The organism is Dermabacter sp. HSID17554, assembly GCF_003989295.1.
GTDB lineage: Bacteria > Actinomycetota > Actinomycetes > Actinomycetales > Dermabacteraceae > Dermabacter > Dermabacter vaginalis.
The window spans coordinates 308397-325804 of sequence record NZ_RBLW01000001.1; the positions used below are offsets into that span (position 1 = coordinate 308397).

At 63.7% G+C, this 17408-nt stretch carries 13 protein-coding genes; 5 read left to right on the forward strand and 8 right to left on the reverse strand.

Annotation, left to right across the window (positions count from 1 at the left end; all coding sequences use genetic code 11):
- Positions 1–9: 9 nt before the first annotated feature.
- The 3 genes from D8M36_RS01465 to D8M36_RS01475 are packed head-to-tail and all read right to left on the reverse strand — an operon-like array spanning position 10 to position 4102.
- Positions 10–1104 (reverse strand): alkaline phosphatase family protein, encoded by a 1095-nt coding sequence (locus D8M36_RS01465; RefSeq protein WP_126846149.1) that lies wholly within the window; start codon positions 1102–1104, stop codon positions 10–12.
- Positions 1101–1658, reverse strand: coding sequence for a DUF5998 family protein (locus tag D8M36_RS01470; RefSeq protein WP_126846150.1), 558 nt, complete (start codon positions 1656–1658; stop codon positions 1101–1103). The genes D8M36_RS01465 and D8M36_RS01470 overlap by 4 nt, the downstream gene beginning before the upstream one ends.
- Entirely contained in the window at positions 1655–4102 is a 2448-nt protein-coding gene (locus tag D8M36_RS01475; RefSeq protein ID WP_126846152.1) for a GNAT family N-acetyltransferase, read from the reverse strand. The genes D8M36_RS01470 and D8M36_RS01475 overlap by 4 nt, the downstream gene beginning before the upstream one ends.
- A gap of 62 nt (positions 4103–4164) precedes the next feature.
- On the opposite strand from D8M36_RS01475, the gene D8M36_RS01480 reads away from it, so the two are divergent.
- On the forward strand, positions 4165–6627 hold the full coding sequence (locus D8M36_RS01480; RefSeq protein ID WP_126846154.1) for a DNA gyrase/topoisomerase IV subunit A: 2463 nt from the start codon (positions 4165–4167) through the stop codon (positions 6625–6627).
- Positions 6624–7496, forward strand: a complete 873-nt coding sequence (locus D8M36_RS01485) for a D-hexose-6-phosphate mutarotase (protein WP_126846156.1) — start codon at positions 6624–6626, stop codon at positions 7494–7496. Before D8M36_RS01480 ends, D8M36_RS01485 begins: the two co-directional genes overlap by 4 nt.
- 27 nt (positions 7497–7523) lie before the next feature.
- On the opposite strand, the gene D8M36_RS01490 is transcribed toward D8M36_RS01485, so the two are convergent.
- Entirely contained in the window at positions 7524–9641 is a 2118-nt protein-coding gene (locus D8M36_RS01490) for a DNA gyrase/topoisomerase IV subunit B (RefSeq protein WP_126846158.1), read from the reverse strand.
- A gap of 150 nt (positions 9642–9791) precedes the next feature.
- Between D8M36_RS01490 and D8M36_RS01495 the strand changes: the two genes are divergently transcribed.
- The gene (locus tag D8M36_RS01495; protein ID WP_074296640.1) at positions 9792–9995 is read left to right on the forward strand and encodes a DUF7455 domain-containing protein; all 204 of its coding nucleotides are present in this window, start codon (positions 9792–9794) and stop codon (positions 9993–9995) included.
- Between the two features lie 152 nt (positions 9996–10147).
- On the opposite strand, the gene D8M36_RS01500 is transcribed toward D8M36_RS01495, so the two are convergent.
- From D8M36_RS01500 to D8M36_RS01510, 3 genes are all read right to left on the reverse strand, one after another.
- Positions 10148–11668, reverse strand: coding sequence for an RNA polymerase sigma factor (locus tag D8M36_RS01500; RefSeq protein ID WP_153246493.1), 1521 nt, complete (start codon positions 11666–11668; stop codon positions 10148–10150).
- Positions 11669–11796: 128 nt separating this feature from the next.
- On the reverse strand, positions 11797–12279 hold the full coding sequence (locus D8M36_RS01505) for a universal stress protein (RefSeq protein ID WP_236886215.1): 483 nt from the start codon (positions 12277–12279) through the stop codon (positions 11797–11799).
- A 101-nt stretch (positions 12280–12380) separates the two neighbouring features.
- A complete protein-coding gene (locus D8M36_RS01510; RefSeq protein ID WP_126846160.1) occupies positions 12381–13613 on the reverse strand; it encodes a hypothetical protein in 1233 nt (410 codons plus the stop codon).
- A 164-nt stretch (positions 13614–13777) separates the two neighbouring features.
- Here D8M36_RS01510 and D8M36_RS01515 point away from each other — a divergent pair, with 164 nt between their 5' ends.
- Entirely contained in the window at positions 13778–14860 is a 1083-nt protein-coding gene (locus tag D8M36_RS01515) for a polyprenyl synthetase family protein (RefSeq protein ID WP_161970179.1), read from the forward strand.
- On the opposite strand, the gene D8M36_RS01520 is transcribed toward D8M36_RS01515, so the two are convergent.
- A complete protein-coding gene (locus D8M36_RS01520; RefSeq protein WP_238638338.1) occupies positions 14857–15231 on the reverse strand; it encodes an Rv2175c family DNA-binding protein in 375 nt (124 codons plus the stop codon). The genes D8M36_RS01515 and D8M36_RS01520 overlap by 4 nt on opposite strands.
- A gap of 64 nt (positions 15232–15295) precedes the next feature.
- On the opposite strand from D8M36_RS01520, the gene pknB reads away from it, so the two are divergent.
- Positions 15296–17407 carry a Stk1 family PASTA domain-containing Ser/Thr kinase gene (gene pknB / locus D8M36_RS01525; protein WP_238638339.1) on the forward strand — a complete coding sequence of 704 codons (2112 nt, stop codon included), beginning with the start codon at positions 15296–15298 and terminating at the stop codon, positions 17405–17407.
- The last annotated feature ends 1 nt before the right edge of the window (position 17408 follow it).

The following is a 17408-nucleotide window of genomic DNA, read 5'->3' on the forward strand; positions in this document are numbered from 1 at the left end:
CGCGGCCTGCTACACCGTGAACTGAAGAAACGGCACCGCGAGTTCAGCATCGCTGAGCGAACCGTGAACTCCTCGTTGTGTAAGGGAGGCTGCGCTCACGAAGCCCGTATGGGTGAACTGGTGGCGACCTCGAGCGAAGATGAGCGCGTCACCGAGCCGCTGCGCAACGATTGCTCGCTCCGACCCGCGCGCCTCTCCCAAAAGCCCGCTCGAAAGCATCTGGTCGGTATCGAGAACGTCCCCCCGCTCCCCTACCCACGACCGAAGCTCCGCGAGGGGCGGGTGGCCGTCGGCATCCCGGAACCGGACCATGAGTGCGCGCCCCTCACCCGCGACGGCACTGCATCGTGAGAGCATGCCGGGGGCGTGTGCGAGGTCCATGATCTGCTCAAAATCGGCTTCGACCATGCCGTGATCCGCGGTGATGCTTACGCGCGTGCCTTCAGGGACGGAACGCATGAGCGTGTCAAGAAACCTGTCGGTGTCTTCAAGAGCGTCGAGCCACGCGGTCGAGCCAGGGCCGTAGCGGTGCCCCGCTTTGTCGATATCCGGGACATGGAGGTAGCACGCGCCGCCGGCACCGACGTGAGAGAGTGCCTTTCGCACGGCGCCAATTCTTCCGCCGGGCGAGGAGTAGCCGAAAAAATCCCAGCGTTCAGCGGGTTGAAGCATGCCCGTGAGGAAGCTATTGCGGTAGCGCGCCGGCCCCACATGCGCGACGAAGCGCTCAGAGTTCTCCGCGTATCCGCGGGCGCGTATCCACTCGCGAGGGTCAAGATTCTTTGCTCCCCTGAGGTTATTCACGCGAGTGCCGTTCGACGTGAGCCCTTCGTAACCGAGAATGCCGTGCGCGAGTGGTGACACTCCCGTAAAGAGGGAGGCGAGCACGCTGGTCGTGGTGGCGGGTGCGATGGTCGTTTCTCGCTCGAGAGAGTTCGCGTGCGTGCGAAAAAACCGTGTGTGACCTCGATAGCGTTCGAGGTCCTCAAAGCCCAGGCCATCGACGAGGATCAGGAGGTCGCGGCCGCTGCGCGCCTCGAGCGCCTCGCGCCATCGTCGCACGAGGCGTGGTTCGCCCTCGCGCCAATCAACGGGATCGGTCACTGCGTTGCGTCGTAAAGGGAATCGAAGAATGCGAGCGCGTCGGCGATGGCCTGTTCGCCGTCGGCGATGGCGCTCACCCGCAAAACGAGGTCCGCTTCGCGGCTCTCACCCGTATATCCGTGATCGGCGCTGCACTGCGGGTCGTCGCACCAGGCAGGTTGCACATCGAGCCGTCGGTTCGCGCCCCAGTTCAGGCCGAGTGTCACTTCCGCCTCACGCGGCGCGATTGCGGCGCCATCGGCGTCGTACGCTTGCGCAAGCGCAAGATTGCCCACGCGCGCGAGCTTGACCCGTTCGGTGGAGACGATCACCTGGGTGGGGTTGAGCGCGTCCGCGCTTTCGTCGTCGAGGTGCACGATGACCAGGTGCTCGTCGGTGAGCGCGAGAATCGTGAGGTGGCGGCGCACTTCCGGCCCATCGAAGGTTGTCTCGGGTCGCACCAGGTAGCTGCGAATTCGGCTTTCGCGCACGGCGCGCTCGAGGGCTGCGCGGGCCGTGTCGGGGAAATACCCGGCAAGCTCGAGTTCCGTGAGGAGTGTCGGTGGAAGGCTCATGGCTCCAGTGTAGTGAGGTCCGGTGAAGGGCCGTGAGGAGGCCCGACGGTTGCTTCGCATCCGCCGATCTCGAGCCCTTTGGCGTGCACCCGCACGGGATTCAAGGTGAGTGAGGTGAGAGAGTCAAGGTGCAAGAATGCGGCGGCGAGAGTGTCGAGTGCCTCGACGAGCCGCGCACGGCCTTCGCAGTCGCGTGGGACGTGAGCGTCGAGAACAGGCGCGGCCTCGAGCTCCTCGAGCATGGCCTCCGCCGTTCCCTGCCGGAGTGGAAGGCGCGCATAGGAAGCGTCGGCGAACACTTCATAGGCGATTCCGGTGAGGGCGAGTGTGAACACTGGGCCGAGGGCATCGTCGCGCTCGAAGCGAAGGCGAAGCTCGCATTCGCTCTCGCGGGTGCGGCGGGAATCGTTGAAGGGAAGGCCGAGCGCGCCGAGGAGAGCCCCTTGCGCGGGCGTGGGGGAAAGCGCGGCGCGAGCGTGCTCGAGCTGGGTCTCGGTAAGGGTGCGAGTAGCCGGTACCGGGCGGGGCCTCCGGACACGCGAGTGTGCGGCGCGCAGGGAGGTCGCGAGTGCTTCGCTCGCGCGTGAGGCGGTCGCGAAGACTGGCGGGAGGCTCGGATCCTCGCGTAATGCTGACCGCAAAACACGTACGCGGGGTTCATCACTCACGACGACCATGAGTACCTGAACGGCAGAGCCTGACGCGAGGGTTGAAAGCGCCTGGGCAAGGTGTACGAGATCCACCCGTTGTGTGTCGAGGATCGCGGCGATCACACAGTCGACGCCGCCCGGGGCGGCCATCGCGGTGAAGGCGCGCGAAACGAAACGATCATCGCCGACGATCGGCACACGGAAATTCTCGCGTCGAACGTCGAGCCCCGCCTCGTGGGCGGCCGCCCTCAACGTGGCGCCTAGCGCACTCGAATTGGAAAGAAGCCCCACTCGAGTGCCGTGAGCGCGACCCTCGCGAGAAAGGAGGGCGAGGGTATCGAGCAGGTGGTCGACGCTCTCGGTACGAAGCGCTCCGGCGCGATCCAAAATCTGGTTGATGGCGCGATCGGGAAGAGGTGAGGCCTTACGCGCGGTGTCGGCGGGGCCGCGTTCCGGCTCGTTGGGCGGGCGAACAATGAGAACGGGGACTCGTGCCGAAAGAGTCTCGATGTGGGACACGAGTCTCGCGGGATCACCGAGGGATTCGAGAGAAAGTGCGACGAATTCGATGTCCTCGTCGCTGTGCCAACGCTCCAGTGCGCTCGTGAGGGAGAGATCCGCGCGATTACCTGCGGAGAGGAACTCCTTCACGCGAAGGCCGCGCGAGTCAGCTCCTGCGAGAATCATCGCACTGAGGGCCGTCGACTGACCGGCCAGCGCGATCGTTCCCCGCTCGGAGGTCCGCGGCGCGAGCGAAACGTTGAGGGGATTCTCCCCCGTGCGGAAGAACCCGAGCGAGGAGGGCCCAAGAATGCGAATGCCGTGTGCACGCGCAGCAGAAACGAGCGCCTCCTGCGCGGCGAGCCCCTCTTCGCCCGCGTCCGCGAAGCCCGCGCTCACCACGACTACGGCTTTCACGCCGCGCTCCGCGAGAGCTTCGAGCGCCGAGATACACCGCTCGGGGCGAAGGGCGAGGACCGCGAGGTCCACGGGACCGGGGACATCGGCGATGCTTCCGAAGCTTTTAAGGCCATTGATTTCATAGGCCTCGGGGTTCACGGGGAAGATCGCACCGCTAAAGCCACTCGCGATGAGCCCGCGAATGATCTGGGCTCCCACCTGGTCCCGGCGACGGCTCGCCCCCACGACCATGATCGATGCCGCGTCGAACAACAGCGCCATGGCTGCGGCCTCAGCTCGACGCACACGCTCGCGCTGCGCCGTGAGGGTGGCGGGCGTCGGAACTGTGCTCCAGGAAAGGGCCACGGCCCCTTCCTCGATTTTTCCTCGCTCAAGCTCGAAGCCCGTGCGCTCAAGAACGCGGAACATCGCATCGTTATCGGCGAGCACATCCGCCGTGAACGTTTCAATACCCACCGAGCGGGCGATAGCCGTCAGGCGTTCGATGAGGATGGTGCCGATTCCCTGCCCATGCAGACGATCCGATACGACGCACGCGATGTCGGCAACACTCGGCGCTGTGCGGGTCAGGCGCGAAACCCCCACGATGGCCCCGCCCCTCAACGCCACGAGGGCGATGCGGTCACGGGCGTCAACGCGTGAGAGCCGCTTGAGCTCCTCACGCGAAAGAGTGCGCTTCGAGGTGAAGAAGCGTTGATACCGCGTTTGCTGTGAGAGGCCCGAGTAAAAAGCCTCGAGTGCCCGGGAATCCGAGGCTGCGAGGGGGCGCACGAGAACGCCCATGCCGTTTGCCGCGCACTCGTACGAGGACCACCACTCGGGGTAGTGACCATCGTGTGCGCGCCCTTTTGCGCCTCGCCTTCCTCGTGCCATGTGACGATTCTACGTTCGCCACCTCCCCCGTATGTGGGATTGACGCTGGCACAATGGTGCGCATGGCCTCACGTACATCCACGCCCGCACCGGAGCCGATCAAAGAAAGCATCGTCGACATCGACGTCACAAGCGAGATGGAGACCTCCTTTCTCGAGTACGCGTACTCGGTGATCTACTCGCGTGCGCTCCCCGATGCGCGCGACGGGCTCAAACCGGTCCAACGCAGGATCCTCTACACGATGGACAACATGGGGCTCCGCCCAGACAAGGGGCACGTGAAGAGCCAACGCGTCGTTGGCGATGTCATGGGCAAACTCCATCCTCACGGTGACTCCGCGATTTATGACGCCCTCGTGCGTCTCGCGCAAGACTTCAACATGCGCCTGCCTCTCGTGGACGGTCACGGCAACTTTGGCTCGCTCGACAACGGGCCCGCGGCGGCGCGCTACACCGAGGCGCGCATGGCGAAGGCCGCGCTTCTGATGACGGCCTCCCTCGACGAAGACGTCGTCGACATGGTGCCGAACTACGACAACCAGCTTCTCCAGCCGGAGGTCCTTCCCGCCCAGTACCCGAACCTGCTCGTCAACGGCGCCTCGGGTATTGCGGTGGGCATGGCCACCAACATGGCTCCCCACAACCTCGTGGAGGTCATCGCGGCAGCGCGCCACCTCCTCGATCATCCCGAGGCCACGCTCGAAGATCTCATGCGCTTCGTTCCTGGCCCGGACCTGCCAAGCGGCGGGCGCATCGTGGGGCTCGGGGGTATTCGCGATGCCTACGAGACGGGACGCGGTACCTTCAAGATTCGCGCGACGACGAAGGTCGAAAACGTCACGAGTCGCAAAAAAGCGATCGTCGTGACCGAACTTCCCTATCAGGTTGGCCCCGAGAAGATCGCGGAGAAACTTCGCGACGCCGTTCAGGCGAAGAAAGTCCAGGGCATTAGCGACTACCAGGATCTCTCCGACCGCAAGCACGGAATGCGGCTCGTGCTCACGCTCAAGAGCGGTTTCAACCCGGAGGCCGTTCTTCAGCAGCTGTATAAGCACACGCCCATGGAGGATTCGTTCGGCATCAACAATGTCGCGCTCGTGAACGGGCAGCCCCGCACCCTCGGGCTCAAGCCGCTCCTTCGCGTGTTCCTCGACCACCGCATCGACGTTGTTCGTCGCCGCACCGAGTTCCGTCTTGGTAAGCGCCGCGACCGCCTCCACCTCGTTGAGGGCCTCCTCATCGCGATCGTCGACATTGACGAAGTTATTCAGATCATTCGCTCCTCCGACACCGTCGAGAGCGCACGCGAGCGTCTCATGACGGTCTTTGACCTCTCGAGTGCCCAGGCTGAGTACATTCTTGAGCTGCGCCTTCGCCGCCTCACCAAGTTCTCGCGCCTCGAGCTTGAGGCGGAGCGAGACGAACTCGAGCGCGACATCGCCGAACTTCTCGAAATCCTTTCCGAAGAGTCCGCACTGCACCGCGTCGTCAGCGCCGAATTGCAGCAAGTCGCAGAGGAACACGGCACGGCGCGCCGCACGATCCTCCTTGAGGCCGATGCCGCAAAGGCCAAAGCCACCCCGGCGAGCCTCGAGATCGAGGATTCACCGTGCGACGTCCTCCTCTCCGGGACAGGCCTCGTGGCCCGCGTCCCCCGACGCACGACCCTTGGCGCCGACGCCCACACGCGCTCCCAGCACGACGTGATCCTCGCGCGCGTCAGCACGACGACGCGCTCGGTCATCGGGGCCGTGACCGACCTCGGCCGGCTCCACCACGTCGACGTCGTGGACCTCCCCGCGCTCGCTCCCGCGGCGGGCTCGTCTTCTATCGCGGGTGGCACGCGTCTCGCCGACCTCCTCTCGCTCGAAAAGGACGAGAAAATCGTGGGCCTCGTGCGTCTCGAACTTCCCGAGGGCGAAACCGACACAGGCGGCATCGCGCTCGGTACCGCGAACGGCGTCGTCAAGCGTGTCAACAGAGACTTCCCGAAGTCGGACGGTTTCGACATCGTGACGCTCAAGGGCGGCGACCGTGTCGTGGGCGTCGTCGACATGCTCGACGATGCCGACATGGATCTGGCCTTTATCACCGCTCATGCGCATCTCTTGCACTTCCCCGCCTCGGGTGTACGCGCCCAGGGCCGTGGAGGTTCCGGCGTGGCAGGCATCAAGCTCGGCGAGGGCGATAGGGTCATTGGCTTTGGTGCTTTTGATGTCACGAAGCCCGGCGAGGTCGTGACCGTCGCCGGTTCGTCGAGTGCGCTCGACGGTGTGCAATCGGGCTCCCTCAAGGTCTCCGCCGCATCGGAATACCCCGCAAAAGGACGCGCGACGGGCGGCGTTCGCTGTCATCGCTTCCTGCGCGGGGAAGACACGCTTATCTCCGCGTGGATCGTCAATGCGCCCGCACTCGCCTGTTCCGATGCCGGCGCACCGATCGACCTCCCCTCCCCGATCGCCCGGCGAGACGGCTCCGGTTCGCCTCTCACGCTTCCCATCGCGGCGGTTGGTTCACTCTCATGACGACCCCCATGCACCTCCCCGAGGGAGTCTCGCTACACGAGCGCGAAGGCGCCCGAGTGCTGAAGGCTCACACCCCCGCATGCGAACTCGAGATTTCTCTTTCGGGCGCACACGTGACGAGCTGGATACCCAAAGGGCACAGCGAAACCATGTGGCTTTCCCCGCTCGCCACCTTCACCCCCTCCTCTCATATCCGCGGCGGAGTACCCCTCATTGGCCCGTGGTTCGGCCACGGTCGCTCAGGCAACGAAGAGCCACAACACGGCTGGTTCAGGCGGGCAAAGTGGGCACTCACAAGCGTTCACGTCGATCCGAACGGAGTCGTGACCGCAGCTTTCGACCTTGAGGAGCGACGCCACTACCCCGGTTTCGAGGTCGGCGCGGCCCGCCTCCACGTGCGGGCGAGCGCGACCCTCGAACTGAGCCTCACCGTGACCGCTGGCGAACAGCCCCTCGAACTCGAAGCGGCATTCCACACGTATTTCCTTGTGCAAGACGTACGCGAGGCTCGCCTCGAAGGGCTCGCGGGGGTGCCCTTTACGGATGCGGCGCGGGGTCGCGCGGCAGGCGTCGGAACCGAAAACCAGACCTTCGCCGCCCCCACCGACCTCGTGTTCGAGGCGGCTCCACCGCTCGTTCTTGCTGATCCCCGCGCCAATCGGCGCATCGAAATCGCACAGAGCGGGGCGAACCGCACGGTCGTGTGGACGCCGTGGCGCGAAGACGTCGCCTCCACCGCGGACATTCCCGATGACGAGTGGACCCGCTTCGTGTGTGTTGAAACCGCAGTCAGCGAAGGCGGTGCGGTGCCTCTAGCCCCCGGTGAAGCGCACACGCTCACGGCGCACTACAGCCTCACGCGCGGCTGACGCACTCGCTCTTCTTGAGGCAGGCCCCTACGCGTCGATCCTCTCGACGTCGAGCTCTTCGGCTCCCTCGACGATGAACTGCTTGCGCGGCGCTACTTCGGAGCCCATGAGCAGCTCGAACACGCGGTCCGCCGACTCGGCATCCTGAATGGTCACTCGGCGAAGCAAACGCTGTGAAGGGTCCATGGTCGTGTCCGCGAGCTGATCGGCGTCCATCTCGCCAAGACCCTTATAGCGCTGGATCGGCTCCTTATAACGCTTCTTTGAACGCTCGAGCTTCTTCAAAAGCTGATGCAGTTCCTTCTCCGAATACGTGTACACGAACTCGTTCTTCTTCGCTCCACCGTGGATGATTTCCACCCGGTGCAGCGGCGGTACGGCGGCATAGATACGCCCCTCTTCGATGAGTGGACGCATATAGCGGTGAAAAAGCGTGAGCAAAAGCGTACGGATGTGGGCTCCGTCGACATCGGCGTCGGTCATCATGACGATCTTGCCGTAGCGCGCCTGCTCGATATCGAACGTGCGTCCCGATCCGGCGCCGATCACCTGGATGATGTTCGCGCATTCGGCGTTCTTCAGCATGTCCGTGATCGAGGCTTTTTGGACGTTGAGGATTTTGCCGCGGATCGGCAAGAGCGCCTGGAACTCCGAATCGCGGGCACTCTTTGCCGTGCCGAGCGCCGAGTCGCCCTCGACGATGAAAAGCTCGGAGCGGTCGATCCCCGTGTGGCGACAATCCGCAAGTTTCGTAGGCATCGTCGAGGATTCGAGCGCGTTCTTACGACGCGAAACCTCCTTGTGCATGCGGGCGGCGACACGTGCACGCATCTCGCTCACGACCTTGTCGACGACGAGCGTGGCCTGCTCTTTTTCACCCTTCTTGGTCGAGCTGAGGAAGGCGCCGAGTTCGCGCTCGACGACCTTGGCGACAATCTGGCGAGCGGCGGGGGTGCCGAGCACCTCTTTCGTCTGGCCTTCGAATTGCGGTTCATCAATGCGTACGGTCACCACGGCAGTAAGGCCAGCAAGCGTGTCGTCCTTCTCGATCTTGTCCTTCTTCGAGTTGAACTTCACGCGGCGCGACTGAGCCTCGACAGCCTTGCGGATGACCTTCGCGAGAGCCTGTTCGAAGCCTGCGACGTGCGTGCCGCCCTTCGGCGTCGAAACGATGTTCACGAAGCTACGAATGGTCGTGTCGTAGTCCGCGCCCCAGCGCAGGGCGATATCAACCTCGCATGTACGCTCGACGTCCTTGGAGACCATGCGCCCGCTCTTATCGAGAACGGGAACGGTCTCGGTGTACTCCCCCGAGCCGCTCAAACGGATCACGTCGGTGATCTTCTGATCCTTCGCCAGATACTCGACGAACTCCGAGATACCGCCTTCGTAGTGGAAAACTGTGCGTTCACTTTGCTCGGGGGTGCGTTCCTCGCGCTTGTCAAGCAGCACAATCTTGAGCCCCGGGACGAGGAACGCGGTCTGGCGTGCGCGACGTTGGATCTCATCGAGAACAACGTGCGCACCCTTGATAAAGATCTGAGGGTCCACCCAGTAGCGCACGCGTGTCCCCGTGACGCCCCGCTTTACCTTGCCGATCTCACGCAGCTCGCCGGCTCCCGTGAACTGCGTAAACGGCGCGTTGGGATCCGGGGCGTCGGCATCGTCGAACGTGCCCGCGATACCGCGCTGGAAGCTCATCGCATACGTTTTTCCGCCGCGATCAACTTCGACGTCCATGCGAGAGGAAAGGGCGTTGACGACGGAGGCGCCGACGCCGTGAAGGCCGCCCGAGTTGGAGTAAGAGCCGCCGCCGAATTTCCCGCCGGCGTGGAGCTTCGTGTAGACGACTTCAACGCCCGTGAGGCCGGTGCGCGGTTCCTTATCAATCGGCACGCCGCGCGCCTTGTCGCGCACTTCGATCGAGCCGTCGGGGTGGAGGATCACCGTGATCTCGTCGCCGAAACCGCCGAGGGCCTCATCAACCGCGTTATCGAGGATCTCCCACAGGCAGTGCATGAGGCCGCGCGAATCGGTCGAGCCGATGTACATACCTGGGCGTTTACGGACGGCTTCGAGCCCTTCGAGAACCTGGAGGTTCGCTGCGTCGTAGGCAGCCGTTTGGGAGTTTGTCTTTTGTGCCACGCCCTGATTTTAGGCGGGAGAGGGCCCCTTTCGGTGGATTTGAGATTCCGACGATTGCCCCGCGTTAGGCGTGCCACAGGTGATTGCGCTGCGAGCGAACCACGGTGGGAACTGCTCGCTTCACGCGCGCGTAACGACCACAATGGGGGCATGGAAACGATGCTAGAAGAACGCACTTTGACCGCGCACGATCGCTGCGATCGCTGTGGCGCGCAGGCTTACGTGAAGTTCGAACTCGAGGTGGGCGGCGAGCTTCTCTTTTGCGCCCACCACGCACGTGCCAACGCCGAGGCCCTCGAGGGGATCGCGACCCGAGTCGTCGATGAGACCGAGCGCCTGACTTCCGCGCAGTAGCGCGGGTGAGCTACGGGGAGCGCCCGTATCTCCTTACAGCACGAAAAAGTGGCCGCGCCCTCCGGGGCGCGGCCACTTTATGCTCACCTCAAAGCGAGTGCTGCTCGCGTCCACGTGGAGGGACGCGAGCAGCACTTAGATAACCATACGGTTTAGTCGAGGTAGTCGCGGAGCACCTGCGAGCGCGAGGGATGGCGCAGCTTGCTCATGGTCTTCGACTCAATCTGGCGAATACGCTCGCGCGTGACACCGTAGACCTTGCCGATTTCGTCGAGGGTCTTGGGCTGGCCGTCCTCGAGGCCAAAACGCATGGCCACGACCCCCGACTCGCGCTCACTGAGCGTGTCGAGAACAGAGTGGAGCTGCTCCTGCAGGAGGGTGAAGCTCACCGCATCGGCGGGTACGACCGCTTCGGAGTCCTCGATGAGGTCGCCGAATTCGCTGTCGCCATCTTCGCCGAGCGGGGTGTGGAGCGAGATTGGTTCGCGACCGTACTTCTGCACCTCGACGACCTTTTCCGGGGTCATGTCGAGTTCCTTCGCGAGTTCCTCGGGGAGCGGCTCGCGGCCGAGATCTTGAAGCATCTGGCGCTGCACGCGCGCGAGCTTATTGATGACCTCCACCATGTGAACCGGGATGCGGATCGTGCGCGCCTGATCAGCCATCGCGCGCGTAATCGCCTGACGAATCCACCAGGTCGCGTAGGTCGAGAATTTGTAGCCCTTCGCGTAGTCGAACTTCTCCACCGCACGGATGAGGCCGAGGTTACCTTCCTGGATGAGGTCAAGGAAGAGCATGCCGCGGCCCGTGTAGCGCTTGGCGAGCGACACGACGAGGCGCAGGTTCGCTTCAAGGAGGTGATCCTTTGCTGCTCGACCATCGGCAACAATGAGTTCGAGATCTCGCCCTTCGATTCCCTTCTTGAGCGAGGGATCCTGCTTGAGCTTGTGTTCGGCGTACAGGCCTGCCTCAATGCGCTCGGCAAGCTCGACTTCCTGAACCGCATTGAGCAGCGCAACCTTGCCGATCTGCTTGAGGTAGTCCTTGACGGGATCGGCGGTAGCTCCGGCAGTGACGACCTGCTGAGCGGGCGAGTCGTCCTCGTCGTTGGTGAGAGCAAACCCCTTGCTCGGATCGTCGTCGTCAGAGGAGTCCTCGCCTTTGGCGTCTCCCGCCTCTTCCGCGGCGGATTCTTCTTTCTTAGTGCCGCGCTTACCGGCCTTCTTGGCGGAGGAAGCCTTAGCGGCTTTCTTGCGTGAAGCCTTCGATTCTACGGTCTCAGTGCTTTCAGCTTCGTGCGAGGAATCTTCCGCCTCCGAGGGAGCCTCAGCGCTCTTGTCAGTCGAGGTGCTCTTCTTCGCGCTGCTCCCCTTTGCCGAAGAGGTCGCGGCTTTCTTAGACGAGTCGCTCGCCTCGGCGGAGTCGTTGCTGCGCGCTTCGGCGCTCTTCGCACTCGACTTCTTCTTGCGAGAGCCGCTCGGGCGATCGAGAATCTCGATGCCGGCTTCCTCGAGCTTCTTCGAGAGCGAGGCAACCTTGTAGGGAGAAATGCCAAGATTCTTGGCGGCGGCTTTGAGTGCCTCGTAGCTCACCGAGGTTTCACCGTCGAGTGCCTTCGTGAGCGACTCAAGGTTCTCGGCGACTTCTTCTTTCTTAGACGTGCTCGTCGACACAGGCTTCCTTCAGTTGGGATCCGAGGGTGGCGTGCGGGCTCAGCTCTCGCACCGGGTGACTGGCGGGCGAATTGCGCACGGACCGTACAATTATAACGGCCCTTGCCCCTCATCTATTCCAACTGAGACTAGTCCTTTGTCACGAGAACAGGGCAGGGCGACTCGAGTAGCAGCCGCTTAACGGTTTGGCCGAGCATGAGCCGACCTACCGGCGCGCTGTGTCGAAGGCCAATCACGATCAGGCTCGCCTTTTCCTCCCGCACGACGCGCAAGAGAAAATCACCGATGTCGCGCGAGCTTTCCAACCCGGCCTCACGCACGCGAACCTCGAGAGTCTCAAGGTAGGCCCGCTCTTCATGGCTCATGTCCGCGGACACGCGCTTGATCGCTTCGTTGACTTCCTCTGCATCGGCAGATCGGGAGCCCTCAAGCGGATCGGAATAGGGGAAGGACGCAACGAGCAGCTCGCGGTCGGTCATGGCAACATCGCGAATGGCCGCAGCGAGCGCGGCATCTCCCTGCGAGGTCGAGGCGTAGGCGGCAACGACAACCATGACGGTCCTTTCGACGGGCAGCGTGTGCTGCGCAGACGGTGCGCGTGTGGCGCTCAACGATCGTGCGCGTCAAGTCTAATCGCTGCGCGCGTGCAGCGTCACGTGTACCTTTCCTACCTCACGTGTGCGTTTCCCTGTCCGTCGCACGGCGCCCTTCTTCACCTGCTCGGGGGAGCGTATGCCTCCTCAAGCCACAGTGGGCTCACTCCACCGGCCCCGAGGCCGACGACGAGCTCGGCCATTTCGGACGAGTCCTCCACCGCGATAATGTCGCTCGCAAGCCGATGGGCCTCCCCCATGCGCCCGCTGAACCACAGGAGAAATGCGGCAATCGCCGCCAGGTTGGCGAAGGCAGCACGATAGCGGGCCGAGCAGTCCCACCCGTTCGAGCGCCGCCAAATCTCTGCCAGGGCGTTGATGAGACGATCGCCTTCTCCACCGGGCATCAGATGTGCTGCGGGGAAAAACTCCGGATCTTCGAAGACGCGTTCGATGGCGTAGGACGGGCTGAGCGGCTCCTCTTCGTCTAGGCCAATCACGCTCGCGATGATGTGGTCGCGGCCCGGTCCCAGCACGGCGAGCGACGCGAGCGTGAGGACAGCCTCGCGGTAGCGTTCCGCGATGCCGCGCTCCAGCTTCTGCTCTCCCTCGCCGGCGAAAGCATGTGGTGTGAGCAGATCCTCGAGGGCCTCGCGGCTTTCATTCTCGAGGCACCTGAGCGAAGGAAAAGCCACGTCGCTATCGCACAATGGCTTCACCGCCGCAATGAGCACGTCATGGGAGCTCGACTTTTCGATCTTCGAGCGGAACGGAATTCCGCTCGCCACCACACTCGCCGCAAAGGCGCTCTCTTCGAGCTCCCCGAGATGGGAGACGCGCCAGTACTCGGCATCAACGGTTGAGCTGAACGCCCACAGCCCTTCGTAAGCGTGAAGAGCACACGGGATTGTGACCCCGCTCATGAGACACGCCTCGGCAACGAGGTCGCAGAGTGCAATCAGCTGGCTCGTCTCGGCCATGTCACGCCAATGACCGTCGAAGCACTCGACTCGCGCCCCCGAACACTCGCCACACTCACCGGGTGTTGGGGTGCCCGTTGCGAGGAGCGCAAGGTGAGTGGCGCCGAGCTCCTGCAGGTTGCGCGCGAGGCGAGCAATCTCGCGGGCAAGAAGTTCTGCCTCCGCGCATTCCTCAAGACGCATGCGGCTAAGGATCACACCAGAATCGCCGTGAAGGCTCGCCCCGCACCCGAAAATGATGAAAGAAGAGTTGAGGTCGAGGTGGGCGAATTGCATGGCGACTGCCGCGAAAATTTCTCGTGCATCGAGGAGATTGACGGTGGGAGCAAGCTCCGTGGATCCTGGCGAAAACTGCTGTGTGTTGTGTGTCATGCCTCCACGATCACCTGCGCAGTCCCCGCATGCGAGGCGCGCTACCGGATATGGGGAGGCGCCACAGCTGTGGAGCGCGAGCCGCCACGAGTTTTGCTGTGGCACGATGGAAAAGCAGAGCAAAACGACGAAAAAACAACGCCCCCGCGCCAAGGAGGACCCGCGTGCAACACCCCCCTTTCGACGACGTCCGCGAAAGCGTGACGGCGATTCTCACGCGCTTCCTTCAAAGTGAACAGGAGACTCTTGCCGCCCTAGCGCCGGAGCCCGCAGCACTCAGCTCCAAGCTCGAAGGATTCCTCGAAGGCGGCAAGTGTCTACGCCCCATGTTCGTGCGCGCGGGAGCGCTCGCGGCCGCGGGCGACCTCGACGACACGACAGAACACGACATCGCTCAGCTCGGCGCCGCAGTCGAACTCGTCCAAGCGGCAGCACTCATCCACGACGACGTCCTCGATCATTCCCCTACGCGCCGGGGCCGCCCCGCGATCCACGTCGCCGCCACGGCCCAGCACGAGAAGCACAACCTCAAAGGCAACGCCGAGGACTTCGGGGTGGCAACAGCAGTGATCCTCGGTGACCTCGCACTTTCGCTCGCCCACCAACTCGCTTCCTCCGCTTTTGCGGGCGAAGCCGACCGCCTACATTTCCACGCACTGTGCGCGGAAGTCATGGCCGGTCAGTATCTCGATATTCTCAACCAGGCAGGCGCCATCACCTCCACCGACTCCGCAGCTACTTCCGCCCGCCTCGTGACTCGGTGGAAGACAGTTTCCTACACGGTGCACCGGCCCCTCATGATCGGCGCCACCCGATGTGGCGCCTCCCCGGAGCTCCTCAACGCCCTCGGCGACTACGCGCTTCCTGCAGGCGAGGCGTTTCAGCTTCGCGACGATCTCGACGGAGTATTTGGCGACGAATCTGCGCTCGGCAAATCCACGAGCTCCGACATCCTCGAGGGGAAGCGCACGATGCTCCTCGCTTTCACCGAAGAAGGCTCAACCGAAGCTGAGCGCCGCGTGCTGGAGGCCACCGTGGGCAACCCTCAGGCCACCGCCGAAGAGGTTGCCCATGTGCGTGACATCATGGAATCTACGGGAGCGCGCGAAAGCGTCGAGGGCCTCATTCGCACCCGGGAAGACAACGCGCGCGATGTCGTTGCCAGGGAACTCTCAACGCTGACATCGAGGAACGCGTGCGAACTCCTCGACTCACTCGTGCGACAACTTGCCCGAACGGGACGCTAGAAACCGAGCGACTGCGCGCGCCGACGCACCTCTCCTCGCTGGCCGCGACGCAAGTGATCGATCGGGCGACCAGGCAGAGAATCATCCGAGGTGAAAAGCCACTCGAGGATCTCGTAGTCGGAAAGGTGTTGATCGCGCAGCACCATAATCGTGCCGCGAAGGTGCGCAATGACCTCGCCCTCAAGAAGAAAATCAGCGGGGACAGAGCGGACCTTGGGCGTCCCGCGACGCACCTGAACGAGGTGGCAATCCTCGATGAGGCGCTGAACCTTCGTCACGGAAATATCGAGAATCTCGGCAACGTCCGGAAGGGTAAGCCACTGACCGACGAGCGAGTCGAGGCGGGAAATGTCGTCTTCTGAGATATTCACCCCTTCAGCATATTCCAGGGTGTCGCGCGCGGGCACGCGAGAGAGGCGCGCATAGACTTGCGGCGTGAGTACCGAGTCTTCTTCCCCAGACATCGGCCTCGTCCTTAGCGATCGCTATCGCATCGAGCACTTGATTGCGCGTGGCGGCATGGCCACGGTCTATCGAGGCTTCGACGAGCGCCTGCATCGCCCCGTCGCGCTCAAAATCATGCACCCGCATCTCGCGGATAACCCCGAGTTCATCTCGCGTTTCTCACGCGAAGCGCGAAGTGCCGCTCGACTCACCCACCCTCATGTCGTGAACGTCTACGACCAGGGCGAGGACCAGGGGCGCGTGTACCTCGCGATGCAGCTCGTTGAAGGCGAAACCCTTCGCGACGAACTCCGACGTGAAAAAACCCTCACGCTCAAGCGTGCTCTTCGTGTGGGCCGCGACGTGCTTGCCGCTCTCGACGCCGCCCACCGCTCAGGCATCATCCACCGCGATATCAAGCCGGAAAACGTGCTCGTGAACGCCGAGCGCGACATCCTCGTCGCTGATTTCGGCCTCGCGCGCGCCGTAGGTTCCGCGACAACCTCCGCGACGGGCACGATGCTCGGCACAGTCGCCTACGTGAGCCCAGAGGTCGTCACGCGCGGCGTCAGCGACGCGCGCAGCGACCTGTACTCATGGGGCATCATGATGTTCGAGATGCTCGTGGGCCGCACGCCTTTCCAGGGCGACTCGGCGGTGCACATCGCTTACCAGCACGCGCACGAAGACATCCCCGCTCCCTCGCAGTTCGCGCCGGGCGTCCCCGCCTCCGTCGATTCGATCATCACGTGGGCTGCCTCGCGCCTGCCCGCCTCACGCCCGACACGTGCCCACGAAGTTCTCCTCGCCCTCGACGACATCCTCGATACGCTGAGCGCCGCCGAGCTCGCGTATCGCGCGCAGCCCGCGGTCGAAGCAGCCGCAGACGACGCCACGGCTAATGTTCCTCGGCTTACGCGCCAGATTCCCCCCGACGCCAAGCGCGCCGTGGCCCCCTCGTCACCAGCATCGCCACCGTCGCCTTCGCACGCGTCAAGGGATGGTGCGTCACGAGCGGAATTGTTCTGGGAGAAGGGTGCCTCCAGTACCTTAGGCAACGGTGCTTCGGGCAGCACGAGCGCGACAGCGCGCAAGAGTTTCACTCCGGGCGAGAAACCGTCGGACTCCACTGATCCCGATGAGAGTATTCGCGAAGTGGCTCTCACGGGCCCCTGCCGTTCACGAGGCGCCCATACCCGCGATTCGCATCCTTCGCCTCTCCTTAGCGCTCTCGCGATTGTAAGCATCCTCGCGCTCCTCGCGGCTTCGATCTTCGGGGCGCTGCGCTGGTACAACACCGAGGGTCCGGGCGGTATGCGGACCGTTCCGCTCGTTGCGGGCGCTCCCCTCAGCGATGCCGAGGCTGCGCTCCAGGCGGAGGATCTCGACGTCACGACCGCCAAGGCCTATAGCAACGACGTCCCCGCGGGGCGCGTGATCTCCTCCGACCCCGCAACAGGAACCGAAGTACACAAAGGCACGCCCGTGCGTCTCACGCTCTCGCTGGGCCAGGAACTATTCGATGTGCCGCAGGTGCAGGGACAGCCAATTTCCGACGCCACCTCGGCCCTGGCAGACGCAGGATTCGAGAGCACCGAAACCCGCGCATATTCCTCGGATGTACCGAAAGATTCCGTGATCAGCCAGGAGCCCGCTGACACATCGCTGCCCCACGGTGCGAACATCACGCTTACCGTCAGCGACGGGCCCGAGCCCATTGAGGTACCGAGCGTCGCGGGAAGCGAACGCAAAGCCGCCATCAAAGCACTCGAAGACGCGGGGCTCGTCGCGAAGGTCACCGAGCAGTACAACTCGAAAGTGCCGGCGGGGCAGGTCATCTCCCAGGACCCGGCGGGAGCCACTTCCGCGCTTCCCGGTAGCGAGGTGAAGGTTTCGATCTCGCTAGGCCCGAACCTCGTGGACGTGCCCGACGTTTTCCGCAAGAGTGAAGCGGATGCCCGTGCGGCGCTCGAGGGCGCCGGCCTCAAGGTCGAGGTCGTGTACGAACGCGGAACCCCCGTGTTCGATCTCGTGTCGCAACAGTCCCAGCCGGGCGGCACGAAGGTGCCCCGCGGCTCGACCGTCACGATTACGGTCTACTAAA

Bases quoted from the DNA above. Each gene is read 5' to 3' on its own strand.
- D8M36_RS01510 (WP_126846160.1), bottom strand. From the start codon at position 13,613: ATGACACACAACACACAGCAGTTTTCGCCAGGATCCACGGAGCTTGCT.
- D8M36_RS01475 (WP_126846152.1), bottom strand. From the start codon at position 4,102: ATGGCACGAGGAAGGCGAGGCGCAAAAGGGCGCGCACACGATGGTCAC.
- D8M36_RS01495 (WP_074296640.1), top strand. From the start codon at position 9,792: ATGGAAACGATGCTAGAAGAACGCACTTTGACCGCGCACGATCGCTGC.
- D8M36_RS01470 (WP_126846150.1), bottom strand. From the start codon at position 1,658: ATGAGCCTTCCACCGACACTCCTCACGGAACTCGAGCTTGCCGGGTAT.
- D8M36_RS01485 (WP_126846156.1), top strand. From the start codon at position 6,624: ATGACGACCCCCATGCACCTCCCCGAGGGAGTCTCGCTACACGAGCGC.
- D8M36_RS01480 (WP_126846154.1), top strand. From the start codon at position 4,165: ATGGCCTCACGTACATCCACGCCCGCACCGGAGCCGATCAAAGAAAGC.